Source organism: Sphingomonas sp., from assembly GCF_031426035.1.
GTDB lineage: Bacteria > Pseudomonadota > Alphaproteobacteria > Sphingomonadales > Sphingomonadaceae > Sphingomicrobium.
In genome coordinates this window covers 1-19,815 of the sequence record NZ_JANPKO010000093.1, presented here as the reverse complement: position 1 = coordinate 19,815, position 19,815 = coordinate 1, and the positions used below count along the sequence as shown (strand labels likewise).

22 protein-coding genes are annotated in these 19,815 nt (G+C 68.9%); 5 read left to right on the top strand and 17 right to left on the bottom strand.

Annotation, left to right across the window (positions count from 1 at the left end; all coding sequences use genetic code 11):
• Positions 1–11 precede the first annotated feature (11 nt).
• Positions 12–2,492, bottom strand: a complete 2,481-nt coding sequence (locus RMP08_RS06375) for a TonB-dependent receptor (protein WP_409049775.1) — start codon at positions 2,490–2,492, stop codon at positions 12–14.
• 136 nt (positions 2,493–2,628) lie between these two features.
• On the opposite strand from RMP08_RS06375, the gene RMP08_RS06370 reads away from it, so the two are divergent.
• On the top strand, positions 2,629–3,297 hold the full coding sequence (locus RMP08_RS06370) for a TetR/AcrR family transcriptional regulator (RefSeq protein ID WP_310468157.1): 669 nt from the start codon (positions 2,629–2,631) through the stop codon (positions 3,295–3,297).
• On the opposite strand, the gene RMP08_RS06365 is transcribed toward RMP08_RS06370, so the two are convergent.
• From RMP08_RS06365 to RMP08_RS06355, 3 genes are read right to left on the bottom strand one after another with little or no spacing between them, the layout of a single operon-like run.
• On the bottom strand, positions 3,294–4,457 hold the full coding sequence (locus RMP08_RS06365; RefSeq protein WP_310468156.1) for an aminotransferase class V-fold PLP-dependent enzyme: 1,164 nt from the start codon (positions 4,455–4,457) through the stop codon (positions 3,294–3,296). The genes RMP08_RS06370 and RMP08_RS06365 overlap by 4 nt on opposite strands.
• Positions 4,454–5,221, bottom strand: a complete 768-nt coding sequence (locus RMP08_RS06360; RefSeq protein WP_310468155.1) for a tryptophan 2,3-dioxygenase family protein — start codon at positions 5,219–5,221, stop codon at positions 4,454–4,456. The genes RMP08_RS06365 and RMP08_RS06360 overlap by 4 nt, the downstream gene beginning before the upstream one ends.
• Positions 5,222–5,275: 54 nt before the next feature.
• Positions 5,276–5,752, bottom strand: a complete 477-nt coding sequence (locus RMP08_RS06355) for an outer membrane protein assembly factor BamE (RefSeq protein ID WP_310468154.1) — start codon at positions 5,750–5,752, stop codon at positions 5,276–5,278.
• Positions 5,753–5,876: 124 nt separating this feature from the next.
• Here RMP08_RS06355 and RMP08_RS06350 point away from each other — a divergent pair, with 124 nt between their 5' ends.
• Complete coding sequence (locus RMP08_RS06350) at positions 5,877–6,389, top strand: ubiquinol-cytochrome C chaperone family protein (protein WP_310468153.1); 513 nt, start codon at positions 5,877–5,879, stop codon at positions 6,387–6,389.
• The gene (locus RMP08_RS06345) at positions 6,386–6,907 is read left to right on the top strand and encodes a DUF177 domain-containing protein (RefSeq protein WP_310468152.1); all 522 of its coding nucleotides are present in this window, start codon (positions 6,386–6,388) and stop codon (positions 6,905–6,907) included. The genes RMP08_RS06350 and RMP08_RS06345 overlap by 4 nt, the downstream gene beginning before the upstream one ends.
• A gap of 69 nt (positions 6,908–6,976) precedes the next feature.
• Here the strand turns inward: RMP08_RS06345 and ssb are convergent, their stop codons facing one another.
• From ssb to RMP08_RS06320, 5 genes are all read right to left on the bottom strand, one after another.
• On the bottom strand, positions 6,977–7,468 hold the full coding sequence (gene ssb, locus RMP08_RS06340) for a single-stranded DNA-binding protein (protein ID WP_310468151.1): 492 nt from the start codon (positions 7,466–7,468) through the stop codon (positions 6,977–6,979).
• 40 nt (positions 7,469–7,508) lie between these two features.
• Positions 7,509–9,443: an FTR1 family protein gene (locus tag RMP08_RS06335; protein WP_310468150.1), complete on the bottom strand. Its 1,935-nt coding sequence runs from the start codon at positions 9,441–9,443 to the stop codon at positions 7,509–7,511.
• Positions 9,444–9,544: 101 nt separating this feature from the next.
• Positions 9,545–9,889 carry a hypothetical protein gene (locus RMP08_RS06330; RefSeq protein ID WP_310468149.1) on the bottom strand — a complete coding sequence of 115 codons (345 nt, stop codon included), beginning with the start codon at positions 9,887–9,889 and terminating at the stop codon, positions 9,545–9,547.
• Positions 9,890–9,954: 65 nt separating this feature from the next.
• Positions 9,955–10,602 (bottom strand): COQ9 family protein, encoded by a 648-nt coding sequence (locus tag RMP08_RS06325; protein ID WP_310468148.1) that lies wholly within the window; start codon positions 10,600–10,602, stop codon positions 9,955–9,957.
• A gap of 6 nt (positions 10,603–10,608) precedes the next feature.
• Positions 10,609–11,478 carry a DMT family transporter gene (locus RMP08_RS06320; protein ID WP_310468164.1) on the bottom strand — a complete coding sequence of 290 codons (870 nt, stop codon included), beginning with the start codon at positions 11,476–11,478 and terminating at the stop codon, positions 10,609–10,611.
• Between the two features lie 85 nt (positions 11,479–11,563).
• Here RMP08_RS06320 and RMP08_RS06315 point away from each other — a divergent pair, with 85 nt between their 5' ends.
• Together RMP08_RS06315 and RMP08_RS06310 are read left to right on the top strand one after the other, a co-directional pair.
• Positions 11,564–12,652: an alkene reductase gene (locus RMP08_RS06315; protein ID WP_310468147.1), complete on the top strand. Its 1,089-nt coding sequence runs from the start codon at positions 11,564–11,566 to the stop codon at positions 12,650–12,652.
• A 29-nt stretch (positions 12,653–12,681) separates the two neighbouring features.
• Complete coding sequence (locus RMP08_RS06310; RefSeq protein WP_310468146.1) at positions 12,682–13,311, top strand: heme-binding protein; 630 nt, start codon at positions 12,682–12,684, stop codon at positions 13,309–13,311.
• Here the strand turns inward: RMP08_RS06310 and ribH are convergent.
• The 8 genes from ribH to nadE form a co-directional block, all read right to left on the bottom strand.
• On the bottom strand, positions 13,308–13,727 hold the full coding sequence (gene ribH / locus RMP08_RS06305; protein WP_310468145.1) for a 6,7-dimethyl-8-ribityllumazine synthase: 420 nt from the start codon (positions 13,725–13,727) through the stop codon (positions 13,308–13,310). The genes RMP08_RS06310 and ribH overlap by 4 nt on opposite strands.
• 1 nt (position 13,728) lies before the next feature.
• The gene (gene ribB / locus RMP08_RS06300; RefSeq protein ID WP_310468144.1) at positions 13,729–15,027 is read right to left on the bottom strand and encodes a 3,4-dihydroxy-2-butanone-4-phosphate synthase; all 1,299 of its coding nucleotides are present in this window, start codon (positions 15,025–15,027) and stop codon (positions 13,729–13,731) included.
• A 51-nt stretch (positions 15,028–15,078) separates the two neighbouring features.
• Complete coding sequence (locus RMP08_RS06295; protein ID WP_310468143.1) at positions 15,079–15,687, bottom strand: riboflavin synthase; 609 nt, start codon at positions 15,685–15,687, stop codon at positions 15,079–15,081.
• 107 nt (positions 15,688–15,794) lie between these two features.
• Entirely contained in the window at positions 15,795–16,778 is a 984-nt protein-coding gene (ribD, locus tag RMP08_RS06290) for a bifunctional diaminohydroxyphosphoribosylaminopyrimidine deaminase/5-amino-6-(5-phosphoribosylamino)uracil reductase RibD (RefSeq protein ID WP_310468142.1), read from the bottom strand.
• A complete protein-coding gene (locus RMP08_RS06285) occupies positions 16,771–17,094 on the bottom strand; it encodes a hypothetical protein (RefSeq protein ID WP_310468141.1) in 324 nt (107 codons plus the stop codon). The genes ribD and RMP08_RS06285 overlap by 8 nt, the downstream gene beginning before the upstream one ends.
• A 114-nt stretch (positions 17,095–17,208) precedes the next feature.
• Positions 17,209–17,856 carry an energy transducer TonB gene (locus RMP08_RS06280; protein WP_310468140.1) on the bottom strand — a complete coding sequence of 216 codons (648 nt, stop codon included), beginning with the start codon at positions 17,854–17,856 and terminating at the stop codon, positions 17,209–17,211.
• 154 nt (positions 17,857–18,010) lie between these two features.
• A complete protein-coding gene (gltX, locus tag RMP08_RS06275; protein WP_310468139.1) occupies positions 18,011–19,330 on the bottom strand; it encodes a glutamate--tRNA ligase in 1,320 nt (439 codons plus the stop codon).
• Positions 19,327–19,815 (bottom strand): NAD(+) synthase (gene nadE, locus RMP08_RS06270; RefSeq protein ID WP_310468138.1); only part of this gene is annotated, 489 nt, incomplete at its 5' end. The genes gltX and nadE, both read right to left, overlap by 4 nt.

Below are 19,815 nucleotides of genomic sequence, written 5' to 3'. Positions count from 1 at the left end.
GCGTCCCCCGCTCAGAACTTGTAGCCGAGGGTGAAGAACACCTGCCGCGGGTTGCCGTAATAAGCGGTCAGCACGCCTTCGCGGCCGAGCGCCGCGTCGTAGCCGGGCACGCCGAACGCCGGCCCCGCGCCAATGCCGTTGCCGATGAATTCTCCGGTGTAGGGGTTCTGGTAGAGGAAGTTATAGCCCGCGGTGACGTACTTCTTGTCCGTCAAATTCTTCCCGTAGACGCCGACCGTCCAATGGTTGCCGGGCAGGTCGTAGGTTGCGCCCGCGCTCCACAGCGCGAACCCCTTCTGGTCGAGTTGCGGGATCGGCGTTTCGAACTGCTGGCTCTTGCTGCGGTAGGCGAGCGTCGAGTTGAGGTTCAACGCGCCGCCGGCCACGCGCGTGGCGTAGCTCAAGGTTCCGCTGGCAGTCCATTTGGGGGTGTTCTGGACCTTGCGGAAATCGGCCAGGTCGACCGGCTGCGGCCCGCCGGCGAACGGCACGAGGTTTTCGTCGAACAGGAGGAACGTCTTATACTCCTTGAACTTGGCGTCGAGATAGCCAAGCGACCAGGCGAAGTTCAGCCGCGAGCCGCCGGGCTCGCCGAACAGGCGTGCGTTGCCCTCGAACTCGATGCCGCGGATGCGGGCCTTGCCGGCATTGCTCGTTTCGCCGCAGAAGCTGGCGTTGCCGTTGGCATCGACGCACGCGTTCGAGGCGGGGATCTGCATGTCCTGGTAGTCGGCGTGGAACAGCGCGAGCCCGGCCGACACGCGCTTGTCGAGGAAGCTGCCCTTCCAGCCGAGCTCGTAGCTGGTGACCTTTTCGGGCTCGAACGTCATGTAGTCGTAGATCTCGTCGTCATCGACGGTGCCGTCGCCGTTGAGATCGGGTGCCGCGGTGGTCGAACCGCGGGGGTCGAATCCGCCGCCTTTGAAGCCTTTGGCGTAGCTGGCGTAGAAATGGTGATCGTCGTTGGGCTTGTAGCTGACCGAGGCGCGCGGCGTGAAGGCGGTGTCGGTGCGCTTGCCGTCGAAGTCCGAGGTCGCCGCGCCGAAAGGAATGCCGAGGCCGCCAAAGATCGGCGACCCGTTGCCGAGGTACGACTGGCGGAAGATCGACGCCTTGCGCCGGTCGTCGGTGTAGCGCGCGCCGACCGAGACGGCGAACTGCTGGTTGATGTCGTAGGTGAAGTCGCCGAACACGGCCCACGTCTTGGTGTTGACGTCGGCGTTGGTGAACGCCGCGAACCCGCCCAGGGTTGGACTGGTAAAGGTCGTGAACAGGCGTACGTCGAACAGCGTCTGGGCGTCGGCGTCGAGGTAATAGACGCCGGCGACGCCGGACAGCGCACCGCGTTCCACCTCGAGCTGGAATTCCTGGCTGAACTGCTTGTTCTTGTAGATGCCGGGCACATCGACATCGACCAACGGCGTCGCGTCGAAATCGATCGGCCCCCGGCTGTTGTCCTTGCGGTAGGCGGTGATCGACTTGAGCTTGATCCCCTCCGCGACGGCGAGCTGGCCGTGGGCGGCGGCGCCCTTGTTGGTGACCTTCTGGCGCGGGTCGGACTGCCCGCCGAAGCTATCGAAAACATCGTCGTCGACGGGCGTGCCGCTGAGCAGTCCCGGGATCAGCCGGTGCCCGCCGCGGGCGTGGCTGGTGTCGCGCGTATAGTCGCCGCTGAGCCGGAGCAGGGCGCTGTCGTCGCGCCCGATTTCGGCCGAGATGCGCCCGGCGACCACGTTCTTGTCGTAATTGTCCTCACCGACCGTGATATTGTTGCCGAAGCCGTTACGGTAGAGCCGCGCTGCGGACGCACCGACGCGGACGATGTCGGCGATAGGATAAGAGACGGTCGCCACCCCGTCCAACTGGCCATACGTGCCGACCGTGCCACGCACCTCGACTCGCGGCTCGGCGGACAGGCGGCGGGTAACGTACTTGATTGCCCCGCCGATGGTGTTGCGGCCGTACAGGGTGCCCTGCGGGCCGCGCAGGATCTCGATCCGCTCGACGTCGTAAATGTCGAGCACCGAGCCCTGTGGGCGGTTGAGATAGACATCGTCGAGGTAGAGCCCGACGCCCTGTTCGAAGCCGGCGACCGGGTCCTGCTGCCCGATGCCGCGGATAAAGGCGGTCAAGGTCGAGTTGGTGGCGCGCGAATTTTCGAGCGTGACGTTGGGCGTGGTGTCGCCGATGTCGGTGATGTCGACCGCACCCTCGCGCTGGAGCTGGGTGCCGGAATATGCGGTGACGGCGATCGGCACGTCCTGCAGCAACTCGTCGCGGCGGCGGGCGGTGACGACGATGTCGCCGCCGTCCTCGGCGGCGGCTTCGGCGGCGGGCGGTTCGACGGCGGCTTGCGCGGGGGCTTCGGTTGCCGGGGGTTCGGCGGCGGCTTCAGCGGCGGGCGGTTCGGCCGACTGGGCCATCGCCGGGGTTGGAATAAGCGCAATTGCGGCGGCGCCGGTCAGCAGTGTGGCACGCGCGAACAGTTCCATGGCAGCCATTGTCAAATCTCCCCCTTGCAGGTCGGGCCGCACGGACCGATGACCTGTCTCTCCTCGAGTCACCCTAATGAAAGTTGAACCAACTTTCAACTTGGTTTATTGCGAGGCAGGAAGGGGCGCGGGGATCATGGCTGACCAAGGGGCTCGCGACGTCGGTTCGGCACGCGGCGCGCCGGCCGCGCCGACGCCGGGCGTGGCGAACGAGGCCAAGGCGCCGCGCACCGCGCGCGGCGCGCTGACCATGCGCAAGCTGCTCGACGCGGCGATGGAGGAATTCGGCGAGAAGGGCTTCGGCGACGGCTCGATTGTCGGCATCACGCGGCGGGCCGGCGTCGCGCTGGGCACCTTTTACACCTATTTCGACAGCAAGGAGGAGGTGTTCCAGGCGCTGGTCCGTGACATGTCGGAGCAGGTCCGGCTAGCGGTCGCTCCGGCGCTGGCGGGCGCCGGCGACCCCCTCGACCGCGAACGCGGAGCGCTGGCCGCACTGCTGCGGCTGATTCAGAGCCGCCAGCAGGTGTATCGCATCATCGACGAGGCCGAGTTCGTCGATCCCGCCGGCTATCGCGAGCATTATGTCGGGGCCGCCGCCCGCATCGCGGCGCGGCTTCGGGCCGCCGCCGCCGACGGCGCCATCCGCCGGCAGGACTCGGCATTCGCGGAAGAAGTCGTCGCCTGGGCAGTGATGGGGGCCAACGTGTTCGTCGGGCTGCGCTACGGCGTGTGGGAGAGCGAAGACCCGGACCAGGTCGCCAATATCGTCAACCGCTTGTTGCGCGACGGCCTGAAGCCCTAGGCCAGCTGCCCGGCCAGCGCCGCGAACGCAGCGATGTCGCTTTCGTCGTGATAGAGGCCGAGGCCGAGCCGGATGACGTCGCCGCGGACGTCGGTGATGCAGTCGCGCGCCATCAGCTCGGCGCACCAGCGCTGGGCGTGCGCGCTGCGGAACGCGAGAAAGCGCGCGTGGGGGGCGCCGTCGAGCGGATTGAGCAATTCGGCCGCGCCGAGCGCCGTGCCGGCGAGCGCGTCGACCAGTTGCTTCTGGAGCGCTGCGACATGGGCGGAAATGCGCGCGGTGGTCAGGTTGTTGTCAGCGAGCATCCGGCGCACCGAGTTGAAGCGGTAGAGCGCCGAGGGGTCGAAGGTTGCGCCCATGAAACGCATCGCGTCGCCCGCGTAGCCGACCATGCCGGGGGGAAGAGTGAGATCGTCGAACTCGGCGTACCAGCCGGTGACCGGCGGGCGTGGGCCGAAACCCGGCGGGCAATGGAGGAACGCGCAGCCTTCCCCGGCCATGGCATATTTGTAGCCGCCGCCAAGGTAGAAAGCGGTGGCGGCGGCGGTTGGCGTTAACGGTGCCTCGATCGCCATGAAGGCGTGGTAGCCATCGACCACGACCCACGGGCCCGAGGGACGCGCGAGGCCGGCAAGCTGCTCGACGGGATCGAAACGGCGGCCGCTGCCGAACAGGACTTGGCTGACCAGGATGAGGTCGTGATCGCCGGCCGTGGCGGCGGCGAGGAAGCGGTCGGAGAAGGTGTCGAACGGCTCGGCGGCGACCTGGTCGAGGGCGATCTCGCCGCTTTCGACCCAGCGCGCGAACTGGCGGCGGGCGCTGTGGAACTCGCCGTCGCTGGTCAGGATGCGCAGCGGCCCGGCGGCCGCGCGGGGGGCGGCGGCGACCAGGCGGATGAGGAAATCATGGGTGTTCGAGGCGAATACGATGGCGTCGGCCTGTCCGCGGCCGAGCTCGGCCGCGATGTGGGCCTGCGCCTCGGGCCACACGTCGCCCATCACTTTGTCCCACTTGCGGTCGGCGAGGCGGGCGGCGTCTTCCCAGCATTCCACTTGGCCGGCGAAACTGGCGTCTGGCCACAGATGATGGCTGTGCGCGGCGAGGTGGAGCCGGTTCGGCGCGGCGCCGAGGCTTTTCGAGAACAACGGCTTGAAGCTCAAAGTTCGGTTCTCAACGACCACAATTCGGGGAAGGCGCGTTTGTCGAGGGTCGAGCGCAAGTAGGACGCGCCGGCCGAGCCGCCGGTGCCGGGCTTGGCGCCGATGATGCGCTCAACAGTAAGCACGTGCTTGTGGCGCCATGAGGCCAGCGCGTCGTCGATATCGACCAGCTTCTCGGCGAGCTGATAGAGCTCGAACCAGCGGTCGGCATCGCGGTAGACCTCGAGCCAGGCCGCCGCGAACGCCTGCTCCGAGCGGTCGCCGAGGTCGAAGCCGGCGCGTGCCAGCGCGGCATGGGCGGCATCGCGCAGGCTCGGCTCGTCAAGCGCGGCGCGCAGGCGGGTGTGGATCGCGCCGTCGGCGGCATAATGCTGGAGGTAGGCCGGATCCTTGATCCCGAGGCGATATTCGAGCTCGCGGAACTGCGCCGACTGGAAGCCCGACGAGGTGCCGAGGACATCGCGAAAGGCGGTGTAATCGACCGGGGTGAGCGTCGCCAGCACGTCCCACGACAACGTCATCACCGCCTGGATGCGGCCCATCCGCGCCATCGCCTTGCACGCCGGCGAGAAACGGTCCTGGTCGATCTCGGCGATCGCCAGGTGCAGCTCGTGCAGCATCTGCTTGAGCCACAATTCCTTGGTCTGGTGGATGACGATGAACAGCATTTCATCGTGCAGATCGGACAATGGCTGCTGCGCGTTGAGCAACGTGTCGAGCTGGAGATAATCGGCATAGGTCATGCCGGCGGGGGTCGCGGTCATGGCCTAGCGCTTAGGGCAAAGCGCGCGTGCTTCAAAGGTGCGCGGTCGCGGCGGCTATTGGCTGCGGCCAGGCCCCTGCTGCCCCTGCCCCGGCAAACCCTGTCCGACCGTGCCGATGTTGCCGAACAGGTCTTCGAAGAAGCCACGCTTGCGGCCGAGCGTCGGGGTGAGGTCGTCGACCGGGTTGATCGAGGCCACCAGTTCCTTGCCGGTGCGGTCGACCGCCGCGACATTGCCGGCGGCGTCGAAACGCACCCGCAGCACGGTCTGGTCGATCACCTTGGCGTTGCGGAACGCCATGGTGTTGGTGTCACGCGCGACGTAGAACCATTCATTGTCGTTGAACTGGCCAGTAAAGGTCGGGCGGCCGAGGGTCTTGGCCACCGAGTCCTTATTGTCGACGCCGACCTGGACCGCCGCCGCCAGTTCCTTGTCGAGGACATGGCCGCGATGGTCGCGGATGCCCGTGCACCCGGCGAGGAGCGCGACGCCGAGCAGCGCCGGCGCGACCTTGAACAGCCCAGACTTCATTATTTTCAAACTCCTCGCACGCTCGCGCTTGCGCCGCGACCGCGACGCCTCAATATCCGCCACGCCAGCCCGGGCGCAACCCTTGCGCCGCAGCCCATAGGCCGCAATGGCGGTCAGGAGCCATATGTTTCGCCGCCTGTTCCCACGATTAACGGATGCGCCCAGGCGCGGCGAGGCGCTGTTTGCCGCCGCGGTGGCCGAAGCCCGCGCGCCGCACTGGTTCACGCAAGGCGGCGCGGAAGACAGTCTGGAAGGGCGGTTCGGGGTGCTCGCCAGCGTTGCCGCGCTGATGCTGGTGCGCCTCGAGCGAAACCCCGATCATGGCGAAGCCGGCGCCGCGCTGACCGAACGAATCATCGAGGCGCTCGATTCGGAATTGCGCGAGATGGGCATCGGCGACCCCACGCTGGGCAAGCAGGTGCGGGCGATGGTCGGCGCGCTGGCCGGCCGGGTCGAGGTAGCGCGAGCCGCGGTCAGCGGCGATGCCGACTGGCGCGATTTCGCCGAGCGCTGCATGCATCGCGGTCAGGCAAAGCCCGACGCGGCGGTCGCGCATACCGCATCCGCCGCGCACGCCCTGTGGCAAAGGCTCGATGCGGCCGACGATGCGGCGCTGATCGAGGGGAAGATCGGATGAGCGAGGATTTCGAGCATCGGCTGCCGCTCAACCAGAGTCGCGACGGCGCGCGGATCGATTTGATTGCCACGGAAGGCGAACGTGAGGCGGTTGCGGGTCGGCTTGGCCTGCCCGCGATCGAACGGCTGGAGGCTCACGCCACGCTCGGCCGCGACGGTGACACGGTGCGCGCGCAAGGGCGGGTCAAGTCGGCGCTAACGCAGAGCTGCGTCGCAACTGGCGAGCCGATCGCGGCGCATGTCGACGAGGCGTTCGAGATCCGCTTCATCCCCGCCCCGCGCGACGACGTTGCGGACGAGATCGAGCTGGCGCCCGACGATTGCGACACGGTGTTTCACGACGGCGCCGCGATCGAGCTCGGCGCGGCGATCGCCGACACGCTGGCGCTGGCGCTCGACCCCTACCCGCGCAGCGCCGGCGCCGATGCCGTGCTCAAGGAAGCGGGGGTGCTGAGCGAAGAGCAGGCCGGCCCGTTTGCGGCGTTGGCGCAATTGAAGAAGGGGATGGCGGAGGACTGATCCGCCGCCCGTGAACCCCTCCACCATGCTGCGCATGGTCCCCCTCCCCATGCAAACATGGGGAGGAATTTAAAACGGGACGTCGTCGTCTAGGTCCGTGTCGAATGCGGCCGGTTGCGGGCGCGATTGAGGACGCGATGAGCCGCCACCGCCACCGAAGCCGCCGGCGTCGCTGCCGTAATCGGCGCCGCCGCCACGCGCTCCGCCGCCGTCACCGCGGCTGTCGAGGAGCACCAGCTCGCCGCGGAATTTCTGCAGCACGACCTCGGTGGAATATTTGTCGGCGCCCGACTGGTCCTGCCATTTGCGGGTCTGGATCTGGCCCTCGAGATAGACCTTCGAGCCCTTCTTCAAATAGCTTTTGGCGACGCGGCCGAGATTCTCGTTGAAGATCACCACGCGGTGCCACTCGGTGCGCTCCTGGCGGTTGCCGTCGCGGTCCTTCCACGATTCGGACGTGGCGACGCGCAGATTGACCACTTCGCCGCCGTTGTTGAGCGAGCGCGCCTCCGGATCGTCGCCGAGGTTGCCGACCAGGATCACCTTGTTCACGCCCGCCATTTTTTCTCTCCCGAAACTCAGCCGTCCCTAAGCCAAGCAGCTATTCGGCGGCAAGCGGAACTGCCGCCGGTCGCCGCGCGGCGCGGAAGCCGAGCAGCACCGCGGCCAGCGCGAGGAGCTGCGCGGCGACCGCCTGGACGGTCGGGAACAGGCCGAGCATGGGGATGCGCGGGACGCCGGCGAGCGGGGTGACCGGGATCAGCCCGGCTTCCTGCAGCGCGCCGACCCCCTTGCCGGCGAGAACCACTGCGAGGATCGCGATGAGGATCGCGCTGTAACGGAAGAATTCGGTGATCGGCAGCGTGCGGCTGAAGCGCAGCATCGCCCAGGCGATCGCCGCCAGCAGCGCCGCGCCAGTCAGCGCGCCGGCGAGGATCGTCGCGCCATTGTCGGCGGTCCACAAAGCGGCGAAGAACAGGATGGTCTCGAACACCTCGCGGTAGACGACGATGAACGCGAGCCCGAACAGGAACCACGCCGAGCCGCGCGACAGTGCGCCCTGCATTTTCTCGGCGATGTAACGGCGCCATTCGGCGGCCTGCGCCTTGCCGTGCATCCAGATCCCGACCGAGAGCAGGATCACCGCGGCGAGCAAGGAGCCGAAGCCCTCGGTCAGCTCGCGGCTCGCCCCGCTGATGCCGATGGCATAGGTCGCGACCGCCCAGGTGGCGGCGCCGGCGAGCAGTGCAGCGACCCAGCCGGCGTGGACGAAAGGCATCGCTTCGGTGCGCTCGGCTTTGCGCAGGAAGGCGATCATCGCGATCACCACGAGCAGGGCTTCGAGGCCTTCGCGGAGCAGGATCGCGAACGCGCCGAGGAAGGTCGACAGGCTGCTTTCGGCTTCGGGGGCGAGCGCAGCTTCGGCCTCGGTGAGCAGGGCTTCTGTGGCGGCAAGGCGGTTGCGTAGCGCGGCCGCATCCTCGCCGCGGCCGATTGCGGTGCGCAGGCCGGCCATTGCCGCCTCGATCCGCACCATCAGCGCGTTGTCGCGGGTGGCGAGCACCGCTTCGACCGGCTCGAATCCGTCGAGGTAAGCGGACAGAGCGAGCTCGTTGGCGCGGGCACGGTCGCCGGCGGCGGCGGCGGCGACGCTTTGACGCAAGCGGTCGCGGGCGAGCTGGAGCGAGGCGGGCTTGTCCGCAGAGAGCGTGCCCGGCGCGGCGCGGAGATAGGCGATCACCGCGGCGGCCTTGTCGGCGCCGATCCTGCGCTCGAGTTCGGCCGGGGTCAGCGCGGCGAGCGCGGCCATGTCGGGCACCAGGGCGCGGATAGCGGGCTCGGCGCGCCAGATTTGTTCACCGCGCGCGACATCCGGGTAGGCGAGGCGGCCGGCGTGGAAGGCGAGCGCCCAGCGATCTTCCTCGGGAAGCGATGCAAAACTCTGCATCGCGGTGCCTTCGAGGCCCTGAGAGATCACCTGGTAGAGCGCGAACGGGCTGCGTTCGCGGGCGCGGGCGCGGTCCTGGAAAGCGATCGGCGGCGGGTCGAGCTGGGCGAAGGCGGCGCTCGGCCCCTCGCCCTTGCCGCCGTGGCACGAGGCGCAATTGTCCGCATAGAGCGCCGAGCCGCGGGCGAGGTCGGGGGCGCGCGCCGGGGCGAGCGGCACCGGGTAGGCCGCGAGCAACCCTGCGGCGAGCTTGCGCGCGGCGGTGGCGATGGACGCCGGTTCGGCCTTGGCGTCGACTGCCGACTGGAGGGCGGCGGATTGGGCGATCAGGTCATCGCGCGCGGGATCGGCAGGGAGCGCTGCGAGCCGTTTGGACACCGCGGCGGAGAATTCGACCATCTCCTGATATTCGGCGGCATTGACGATTTTGCCGCCGCGCACCGCCTCACGGTAATCGACCGCGATGTAATCGAGCAGGCGCCAGCTGGTTTGGACCTCGTCGGTGACGGCGGCAAACGCCGGCGCCGACAGGGCAAGACCGGCCAGCGCGATCAGCATGTACAGCGAGCGGAGCAGCGCGGATGCCATGAGTCGCCCATAGCATCTTGAGAATGATTATCAATAACGAGTGGCCCGGCCGCCCGCGCCGGCTAGCCAACCAGAGTGCGCGAGGCAGCCGGGCCCGATGCCTAAAGGTCGGTGAGCGTGCGGCAGAATTCGGGCACCGCGCCGCCGCCGAACTGCTGGTTGAAATCGCCGACCGAACTGCCGCGCCGGACCGAGCCGTCGGGGTTGGTCACGAACGGGCCGGGCGACTGGCTGGGGAGGACGTTGCCGGCCTGGCTGCCGGGCGCCTGCTCGGCCGGCCCGCCGGGCGCGCCATTGGCCATGTTGGGCTCGTTGCCGTAAATCCCATCGGAGATGCAGTCGCCGACCGTCGGGCCGCTCTGCGGGTTGCGCTGCGCCGCCGCCGGGGTGATCGCCAGCGCCGCCGCGGCGAGACCGATCGCATAGAGTCCGTGCTTAACCGTCATGATTTTACTCCACTTTCCGCCCAGCCCGCCCCGGCTCAATGCGCAACATTGGTTATTGTTGCCGATCAACGCGGCGGATAGCGCAGGCGGCCCGCGAAACGCGCCAGGCTGAAGCGCTCGGAGCGGCGCCAGCCGGCCTTGAACTTCTCGAAGCGCATGACGTCGTCGATGCGGCGGTCGAGGAAGGCGGCGGTGTCAGGCCAGCCGTCGCCGGCGTCGTCGAGCCACACCAGCAGCGTCGAACCGTACACCGCGCCGAGGGTGAGGCGCTTGGTGTAGTGGTTGAAATCGGTCGCGGTATCGCCGGCCAGCCGCCACATCACGTCGGCACTGCGCCACGACAGCTTCATTCCGAGCGGCATATTGTGCGGCATGGCGAGGGTCGCCAGCGCGCGGCGAACCGCTTCGCGCGCCGGCCCCATCAGCTCGAGCCGCTGCCACACCAGAGCGCGAATCTTCTCGCGGATCTTCAGCTTGGCCAGCCGCGCCGGGGTGAAATGCGCCTCGAGCGCGCGGTCGACCCCGGCCATGTAGGCGTCGATTAGCCCGGCCGCGTCCTTGGGCATGGCGAGCCGGGCCTGGGCGCGGTCGATGCCGAGCTGGTCGGCGGCGGCCTCGACCGCTTTCATGCACCAGCCGTCGAACACCGCATTGTCGCCGACCGCGAGCGCGAGCTTGGCGCGCAATTGCTCGAGCGGGGTGGCGGGCTCCATGATGAACTAGGTGGCGGCCGAGGGCGCGCCGCGCAAGCCCTTCGCGGGCAGTCGCACCAGCACCAGCGCGGCGGCGATCGCGGCGGCGCCGGCCCAATCAAGCGCGGACAATGTCTCGCCATAGCCATACCAGCCGACCAGCGCCGAGATCGCCGGTTGGGTGAGCAGGGTCAGCCCGACCACCAGCGGCGGCAGCGCGCCGATGGCATAGACCAGCAAACCCTGCCCGAGCACCTGGCTGCCGAGCGCGAGGAGGAACACAAAGGTCCAGTCGGCGGGGATGATCTGTTCGCCCAGCGCGAGCGCGAGCGGGAGCAGCATGGCCGCGCCGAACGCGCTCGACAGGAACAGCAAGGGCAAGGGGGCAAGGCTGCCGCGGCCGCGCTCAACCGCGATCAGATAGCCGGTGTAAAGCAGCCCAGCGGTCAGCGCGAGCAGGTCGCCGTGGAGGTTGCGCACGGACAATTCGGCGCTGCCGCCCATCAGCAATGCGGCGCCGATCGCGGCCAGCGCGAGCGCCGCGGCCTGCAGCGGCGACGGCAATGTGCGCGCCAGCCACAGCCCCCAGGCGGCGAAGGCAAAGCTCGAGACATTGCCGAACAAGGTGGCATTGCCGAGCTTGGTCATGTGGATGCCGGCGTGCCACGCGGCGAGGTCGGCGGCGAAGAAGAACGCGGCGAACCCGATCAGCACCGCCAGCGCGCGGCCCGGCCAGTGCACCGGCTGGCCGATCACGCGGGCGATCACGAACAGGAACGGCAATGCCAGCGCGAGCCGCCAGAACCCCGCCGCGACCGGGCCGACCCCGGCCTCGCGCACCATCCACGGGCCGAACGCGAGCGCGCTGCTGCCGACCAGCAGGGCGAGAAAGGCCAGCGGATGCGCCCTTGAAGAGTTTCCAATTGAAACTATCTGTCGGCTCCTCGGCGCTGGGGATGGCCCGATAGCAGAAAGGCCCGTGATGCCCAGCCTGTTCGACCCGCTTCAACTCGGCGCATTGGCGCTGCCCAACCGGATTTTGATGGCGCCATTGACGCGCGGCCGCGCGACCGAGGCGGCGGTGCCGACGCCGATCATGGCCGACTATTACGCCCAGCGCGCCGCCGCCGGGCTGATCATTTCCGAGGCGACCGGGATCAGCCGCGAGGGGCTCGGCTGGCCCTACGCGCCGGGACTGTGGAACGGCGACCAGGTCGAGGGATGGAAGCCGGTGACCGCCGCGGTGCACGCCGCCGGCGGGCGGATCGTCGCGCAATTGTGGCACATGGGGCGGGTGGTCCATCCCGACCTCGGCGAAGGCCAGCCGCTGTCGTCATCGGCGACCACCGCGCCCGACAAGGCGCATACCTACGAGGGCAAGAAGCCGTACGTCGAAGCGCGCGCGGCGACCCGCGACGATATTGCGCGGGTCACCGCCGATTATGTGTGTGCGGCGCGCAATGCGGTCGCGGCGGGGTTCGACGGGGTCCAGATCCACGGCGCCAACGGCTATCTGCTCGATCAGTTTTTGCGCGGCTCGGCCAACCACCGCGACGATGAGTATGGCGGGTCGATCGACAACCGCATGCGGCTGGTCAGCGACGTGCTGGAAGCGGTCGGGGGCGAGATCGGGATGGGCCGCACCGGCATCCGTTTCTCGCCCAATATCCTTTCGCAGGGAGTGGTCGACGCCGAGCCCGAGGCGTTGTTCAGCGCGCTGGCGCAGCGGCTCGAGCAGCTTGGCGTGCCGTGGATCGAGCTGCGCGAGCCGCGCCCGGGGACCAGCTTCGGCGGCGAGCCGACGCCCCCGGTCAGCCCGGCGATGCGCGCGCATTATTCTGGAAAAATCATCCTCAACAGCGACTATGCCGGGGCCAATGCGCAGGCGCGGCTCGACGAGGGGGTGGTCGACGGCATCGCATTCGGCCGCGCGTTCCTCGCCAACCCCGACCTGGTCGAACGGATTCGCGTCGGCGCGCCGCTCAATGTGCCCGATGGCGCGACGTTCTACAGCCAGGGCCCGGCCGGCTATCTCGACTATCCGCGGCTGCGGGAACAGGCCGCCGCCTGAACCATTGGTTCGCGCGAGGAGAGCGAACCATGCGCAAGCCATTGATCGCCGGGGCGGCGGCCGCCGGAGCGACGCTGCTCGGCGCCGCCGCGATTTACTATTTTCGTGAGAAAGCGACGCCCGGGCCCGACTATCGCGTGCTTGCCAGCGACGGCGACTTCGAAATCCGCGGCTACCCCGCGATCACCGTCGCCGAGACGGTCGTGCGAGGCGAGCGCAAGACCGCGCTCAACCGCGGGTTCGAGCTGCTCGCCGATTATATCTTCGCCAAGTCGCGCGAGGGCGAGGCGTTGCCGATGACGGTGCCGGTGCTGCAGGACGGCGGCGACCCGATGGCGAGCGACCCGCCATTGTTCGACGACCTTGTCGAAGGCGGCTGGCGGGTGCGGTTCGTGATGCCCGAGGGGCGAACGGCCGAGGATTTGCCCGAGCCGCCCGGCGATGTCGAACTGGTCGAATTGCCCCCGCGCAGGGTCGGCGCGGTGCGCTTTGCGGGGGTCGCAAATGACGACAAACTGGCGGAGCAGGAGGATCTGCTGCGCGGGTGGCTCGGGCGGCAGGGCGAGGCGTCGGCGAGCGAACCGGAATATGCGTTCTACAATTCGCCGATGGTCCCGCCGCCGCTGAGGCGCAGCGAGGTGCTGATCCCGTTGGGCTAGGCGAACCGCTGCTTAAGCTCGAGCAAGGCGAGCGCGGCGCGCGCCGCATCGCCGCCCTTGTCGCCCTGCTTAGGATCGGCGCGGGCCAGCGCCTGGGCTTCATTCTCGACCGTCAGGATGCCGTTGCCGACGGCGAGCCCGTCAAGCGTCAGCGCCATCAGCGCGCGCGCGCTTTCGCCGGCGACGATTTCGAAATGGTAGGTCTCGCCGCGGATCACCACGCCCAAGGCGACGAACGCGTCGAAGCCGCCGCTTTCGGCGGCCAGCGCGATCGCGGCGGGAAGCTCGAGCGCGCCGGGGACGGTGATCGTCTCGTGCGCGGCGCCGGCCGCCTCGATCGCGGCGCGCGCGCCGGCCAGCAGCAGGTCGTTGAGATGCGGGTAAAAGCGCGCTTCGGCGATCAGCACTTTCGCCATGTTACGCGGCTGGGGACTCGAGCGCGGGGATCGGGCGCTCCTCGATGATCGCCAGGCCGTAGCCGGACAAAGCAACCGGCGAGTGGCAGGTGTTCGACAAGAGAATCATGTCGTGGATGCCGAGCGCGGCGAGGATCTGCGCGCCGATGCCGTAACTGCGCAGTGCTTCCTCGGCGCCGCTGCCGGTCTTGCCGGCGCGGAGATCGGCGGCGCGCGACAGCGAGCCGGGGGAGGCGGCGTGGAGCGTGACGATGACCCCGGCGCCGTGGTCCTCGATCATGCGCATCGCGCCGGGGAGCAGGCCGCTGCGTGCGCTGGCCTCGCCGAGCACGTCGGCGAACAAATCGAGGCTGTGCATGCGGACGAGCACCGGCTCGGTGGGGTCGATAGTGCCGTGGACGATCGCGAGCTGCTCGGCACCGGTGGCCTTGTCGCGGAACACCTGCGCCTGCCATTCGGCGCCGCTCGATGCGTGGAACGGCGCGGCGGCTACGCGCTCGACCATATGGTCCTTCTTGAGGCGGTAGGCGATCAGATCGCGGATGGTGCCGATGCGCAAACCATGCGTGCGCGCGAAGTCCATCAGGTCGTCGAGGCGGGCCATGGTGCCGTCCTCGCGCATAATCTCGCAGATCACGCCCGAGGGGTTGAGGCCGGCGAGGCGGGCGACGTCGACCGCGGCCTCGGTGTGGCCGGCGCGGACGAGAACGCCGCCGGGGCGCGCGACCAATGGAAAAATGTGGCCGGGGGAGACGATCGCGTCGGAATCGTTGGCGGCGTCGATGGCGACTGCGACAGTGCGCGCACGATCTGCCGCGCTGATCCCGGTCGAGATGCCGTCGCGCGCCTCGATCGAGACGGTGAAGGCGGTTTCGTTGCGGCTGCGGTTGGCCTGGGTCATCGGCTTGAGCCCGAGCGCATCGACGCGCTCCTTGGTCAGCGCGAGGCAGATCAGCCCGCGGCCGTGGCGCGCCATGAAGTTGATCGCGTCGGGAGTCGCCATCTGCGCCGGGATGACGAGGTCGCCCTCATTCTCGCGGTCGTCGTCGTCGACCAGGATGAACATGCGGCCGTTGCGCGCCTCGTCGATGATCGCCTCGGCCCCAACCAGGACGTCGGTGGTGCCGCTGAGCAGCAGCTTTTCCAAACGCACGAGCGTGTCGGCGGTCGGGTTCCAGTCGGGCGAGCCCAATTTGCGCAGACTATTGGGGTGGAGGCCGGCGGCACGCGCGAGCCCGGCGCGGCTGACCTCGCCGGTTTCGATGACGGCGGTCAGGCGCTCGATGAGGTCGGTGGACATTTTTCGCCGATATCACACTGTAATGTGACGTGCCAGCGCAAATAATCACATTCAAGCGTTGCGGGCCGCCAGCATACGGTCGAGGTAGCGGGCGAGGATGTCGATCTCAACATTGAGCTGTCGTCCGGCGGCGAGGTCGCCGAAGGTCGAGTGGGCGGCGGTGTGGGGGATGACGTTGACCGCAAAATGGGTGCTGCCGTCCTCCGCGGTGCGCACCTGGTTGACGGTCAGCGAGACGCCGTCGAGGGTGATCGAGCCTTTCTCGGCGATGTAGGGGGCGAGCGAGTCGGGGGCTTTGAGGCCGATCTTCGCCGAATCGCCTTCGGGGCATACGCCGAGCACCTCGGCGAGGCCGTCGACGTGGCCGGTGACAATGTGGCCGCCGAGCTCGTCGCCCACTTTCAGCGGGCGCTCGAGGTTGAGCTGTGCCCCCTCGCGCCACAGTCCGGGCGCGGTGCGCGACAGCGTCTCGGCGGAGACATCGACCGCGAACCAGTCTTTTCCCTTGTCGACCACGGTCAGGCACACGCCCGAGCAGGCGATCGAGGCGCCGAGGTCGACGGTGGCGAGGTCGTAGGCGGTGGTCACGTGCAGCCGCAGGTCGCCGCGCTGCTCGGCGCTGGCGACGGTGCCGATGTCGGTGATGATCCCGGTGAACATGCTCGAGTACGGGCCTTCCTTCGATACGGGCCTTCGACAAGAGCTCAGTCCCTACTCAGGATGAGCGGCTGGAGGCAAATCGTCCCGCTCATCGTGAGTAGCCGCTCTCAGCGGCGTATCGAACGAACCCGCTCGTAAACTTCGCGGCGGTCGGGGCCGAGGGACTGGGAATCCGTTGCCGCCCACCGCCCATGCGCGTCGGCGATGGCGTCGAGGCCGAAGTAGCCGAACGACGACTTGCCGTCGCCGACCAGGATCGGGGCGCGGTAGATCAGGATGCGGTCGACGAGGTCCTCGGCGAGGAAGGCGGTGGCGGTCGCCGAGCCGCCCTCTACCAACAGGTCGTTGACGTCATGAAGTCGATGCACATCTTGCGGGGAAGACAGGGTTTCCCACCCGTCGACCGCCTCGCCGCGGGTGAGCAAAGCGCGGCGCGGGGAATGGTCCTCGAGACCGGGCAGGCGGACGTCGAGCCTGGGTGCATCGGCGAGGTAGGTGCCGCGGCCGACCACGATCATGTCGCTGCGGGCGCGCTCGCGGTGGGCGTCGGCGCGCGCGTCCTCGCCGGTGATCCATTTCGATTCGCCCGAGGGCAAAGCGATCTTGCCGTCGATCGACAGCGCCAGCTTCAAGGTGATGCGCGGGCGGCCGAGGCGGAGGCGGGTGAAATAGCCCGAGAGCGAGGCGGATGCTGCGTCCGCGCCGATGCCGATGTCGACCGCGATCCCGGCAGCGCGGAGGCGGGCGATGCCCTGGCCGGCGGTGCGCGGGTCGGGATCGTCGAGCGCGACGACGACGCGGGCAGGCTCGGCGGCAATCAGCAAATCGGCGCAGGCGGGGCCGCGCTCGCTGAGATGGGCGCATGGCTCGAGGGTGACGAAGGCGGTGGCGCCGTTGGCCGCCGCGCCGGCTTGATCGAGCGCGACCGCCTCGGCGTGGGGGCGGCCGCCGGGGGCGGTGGCGCCGCGGCCGACGATGTCTCCGGCGGGGGAAACGATGATGCAGCCGACGTTGGGATTGGGGGCGGTGCGGCCGCGCGCCGAGTCGCCGAGCGCAATCGCCTCGGCCATCCAGCCCGAGTCGTTATTCAATGCCGAGCTGCTTCTCGAGCTTCTGGAACTGGCGCTGGCGTTCCTTCAGGGCCGCCTCGCGCTCGGCCTGCTCCTTTTTCTGGCGGGCGATGATCTCGGCGTCGCTGCGGTCGGCCTTCCACTGCTCGACGTAGATGATGCGCGGCGGGGGCGCGGTGTTGATCTTCGAATCGACCAGGAACTCGATGATGATGATCGCGGTGACCAGCACGGCGAGCGCGGCGCCGATCCAATGCTCGCGCTCGCGGTGACGCAGGAAGTTGCGAAAATCGGCGAGCGCGGCGCGCGGGCTGACGGGAGGCGGGATGATCGACATCGCAAGACAAGATAGGCGGTGCGCGGCGGCGGTGCCAGTGGGGATGATCGGTCGGCTTCGAAAGCAGGAGTCCCCACCCCCGGCCCCTCCCCCGTTTGGGGAGGGGAGAAGGGGTTAGTCGTTTAGCTCGAAACGCAGGGTGATCACTGTCGACGAAGCGACGGCGCGGCCGCCTTCGGTGGCGGGCTGATAGCGCCAGCGGGCGAGCAGGTGTTTTCGCGCGGCGGCGAGGAACACCGGGTCGGCGGCGCCGACCGGGTCGACCGCCACCACGCGGCCGCGCGGGTCGATCGTCAATTTCAGCCGCAGCACCGCTTCTTCCTCGAGGCGGCGCTTGGAGTCGGGGTACGGCGGGCGCAGCGCCGAGGCGGGGGTGGCGAAGCGCGGGCCGATGCGCACGGGATTGGGCAGCGGCAGCGGTTCGGGCTGCGGCATTGGGGCGATATTGTCGCGAGGCGGGATCGGGAGCGGGGTCGGATCGACCAAAGGGCGATCGGGCTGGGGAACCGGTATCACGCTTGGCACGGTTTCGATGCTGGATGGGCGCTGCGGCTCGGGCTTGGGCTGCGGCACGTCCGGCGGCGGGGGCAGCGGCTCGGGGATCAGGATGACCTCGGTGATCCTGCCGACGCGCTGGGGGAGGTCCATTTTCGCGCTCATCACCGCTGCAAGCAGCGCGGCGTGGGCGGCGACGATCAGCAGCAAGGCGCGCGGATGGCGGCGGGCGCCGGAGTAAGCGGCGGTTCGAGCGTAGACGGGCATGGCAGCCTCCTCACGCGAGTCGTTATGGATGGAATGTTACATCATCTCATTTGTTCCGCAAGCTTGTTGTTTTGATGCCTGGGGTGAGGCCAGCGCAGTGTCGCGGGTGATGTGCGAAAGAGCCTGGGGTCCTGCCTTCGCAGGAGCACTGACGTCAGCGGCGGGCGGCGGCGGTGAGGCGGGCGATGGCGCGGTCGCGGCCGATGCGGGTGAGTAGCCCGGCCATCTCCGGGCCGCTGTCGCGTGCCGTCAATGCGAGGCGCAACGGGTGGAACAACAGCTTGCCCTTGCGACCGGTCGACGCCTTGAGCGCGTCGGTCAGCGCGCGCCACGGCTCGGCCGACCAGTCGAGGGATTCGGCGACGGCGGCGGCTTCGCGCACGAAGGCGCGGTCGTCGTGGCTGAGCTCGGGGGGCGCGATGTCGCCGGCGATCACCGCGTGCCACTCGGCGAAATCGGCGAGGCGCTCGAGGTTGGGGCGGAGCAGCTGCCAATCCTGTTCGGTGGCGTCCGCGGGGAGGCGATCGGCGACGGCGGCGAACTCGAGCTGGTGGAGCAGGCGCGCATTGAGCAATTCGACGTCGTGGAGGTCGAAGTGCGCGGGGGCGCGACCGAAATGGGCAAAATCGAAGTCGCGGGCGAGGTCGTCGAGGGTGGCGGCGGCCTCGACCGGCTGCGAGATGCCGATCAGCGCGAGCAGCGACAGCAGGGCCATCGGCTCGAGGCCGGCGGTCCGCAGATCCTCGACCCCGAGCGAGCCGAGGCGCTTGGACAATTTGCCCTCGGCGGCAACCAGCAGCGCCTCGTGGGCGAAGTGCGGGGCGGGCGCGCCGAGCGCGTCGAACATCTGGATCTGGGTCGCGCTGTTGGAGACATGGTCCTCGCCGCGCACGATGTGGCTGATGCCGAGGTCGATGTCGTCGATCACGCTGGGGAGGAGGTAGAGCCAACTGCCGTCCTCGCGGCGGACGACCGGGTCGGACAGCAATTTGGGGTCGAATTTCTGCGGGCCGCGGACGAGGTCGTCCCATGCGATCGGGGCATCGTGGTCGAGGCGGAAGCGCCAGTGCGGGGCGCGGTTTTCGGGGGGCGGCGTGCCTTCGGGCGGGCGCTCGTAGACCGGCGGGAGGCTGCGGCCGAGGAGGATCTTGCGGCGCAGGTCGAGCTCTTCGGGGGTTTCGTAACAAGGATAAACGCGGCCGGCCGCCTTGAGCTTGTCGAACTCGCGCTCGTAAAGTGAAAAACGTTCGGACTGGCGGACGGTGGCGTCGGGGTGAAGGCCGAGCCAGGCGAGGTCGGCGTGGATCGCGTCGTCGAACGCCGCGGTCGAGCGTTCGCGGTCGGTGTCGTCGATGCGCAGCACGAAGCGTCCGCCGTGGCGGCGCGCGAACAAGGCGTTGTGGAGCGCGGTGCGGATGTTGCCGACGTGCAGCCGCCCGGTCGGCGACGGGGCGAAGCGGGTGGTGACGGTCATTTGGTGGAGCCGGTGCGGAAGGCGTTGGTGATCGGGTAGCGGCGGTCGCGGCCGAAGTTGCGGCTGCCGAGCTTGACCCCGGGCGGCGCCTGGCGGCGCTTGTATTCGGCGCGCAGCACCTTGCCCTCGATGTCGGCGACCAGGGCAAGGTCGGCGCCGGTCGCGGCGGCGACTTCGGCGGCGGATAGCTCCTTGTCGACCAGGCCCTCCAGGATGCGGTCGAGCAGCGCGTAGGGGGGCAGGCTGTCCTCGTCCTTCTGGTCGGGGCGGAGCTCGGCGGTCGGCGGCTTGGTGATGACGCGGGCGGGCATGACCGGGCCGGCCGGGCCGAGCGCGCCGTCGGGGCGGACGCGGTTGCGCCATTTCGAGAGCGCGAAGACGGTCGACTTGTAGGCATCCTTGAGGACAGAAAAGCCGCCCGCCATGTCGCCGTAGAGGGTGGCGTAGCCGACCGACATCTCGGACTTGTTGCCGGTGGTCAGCAG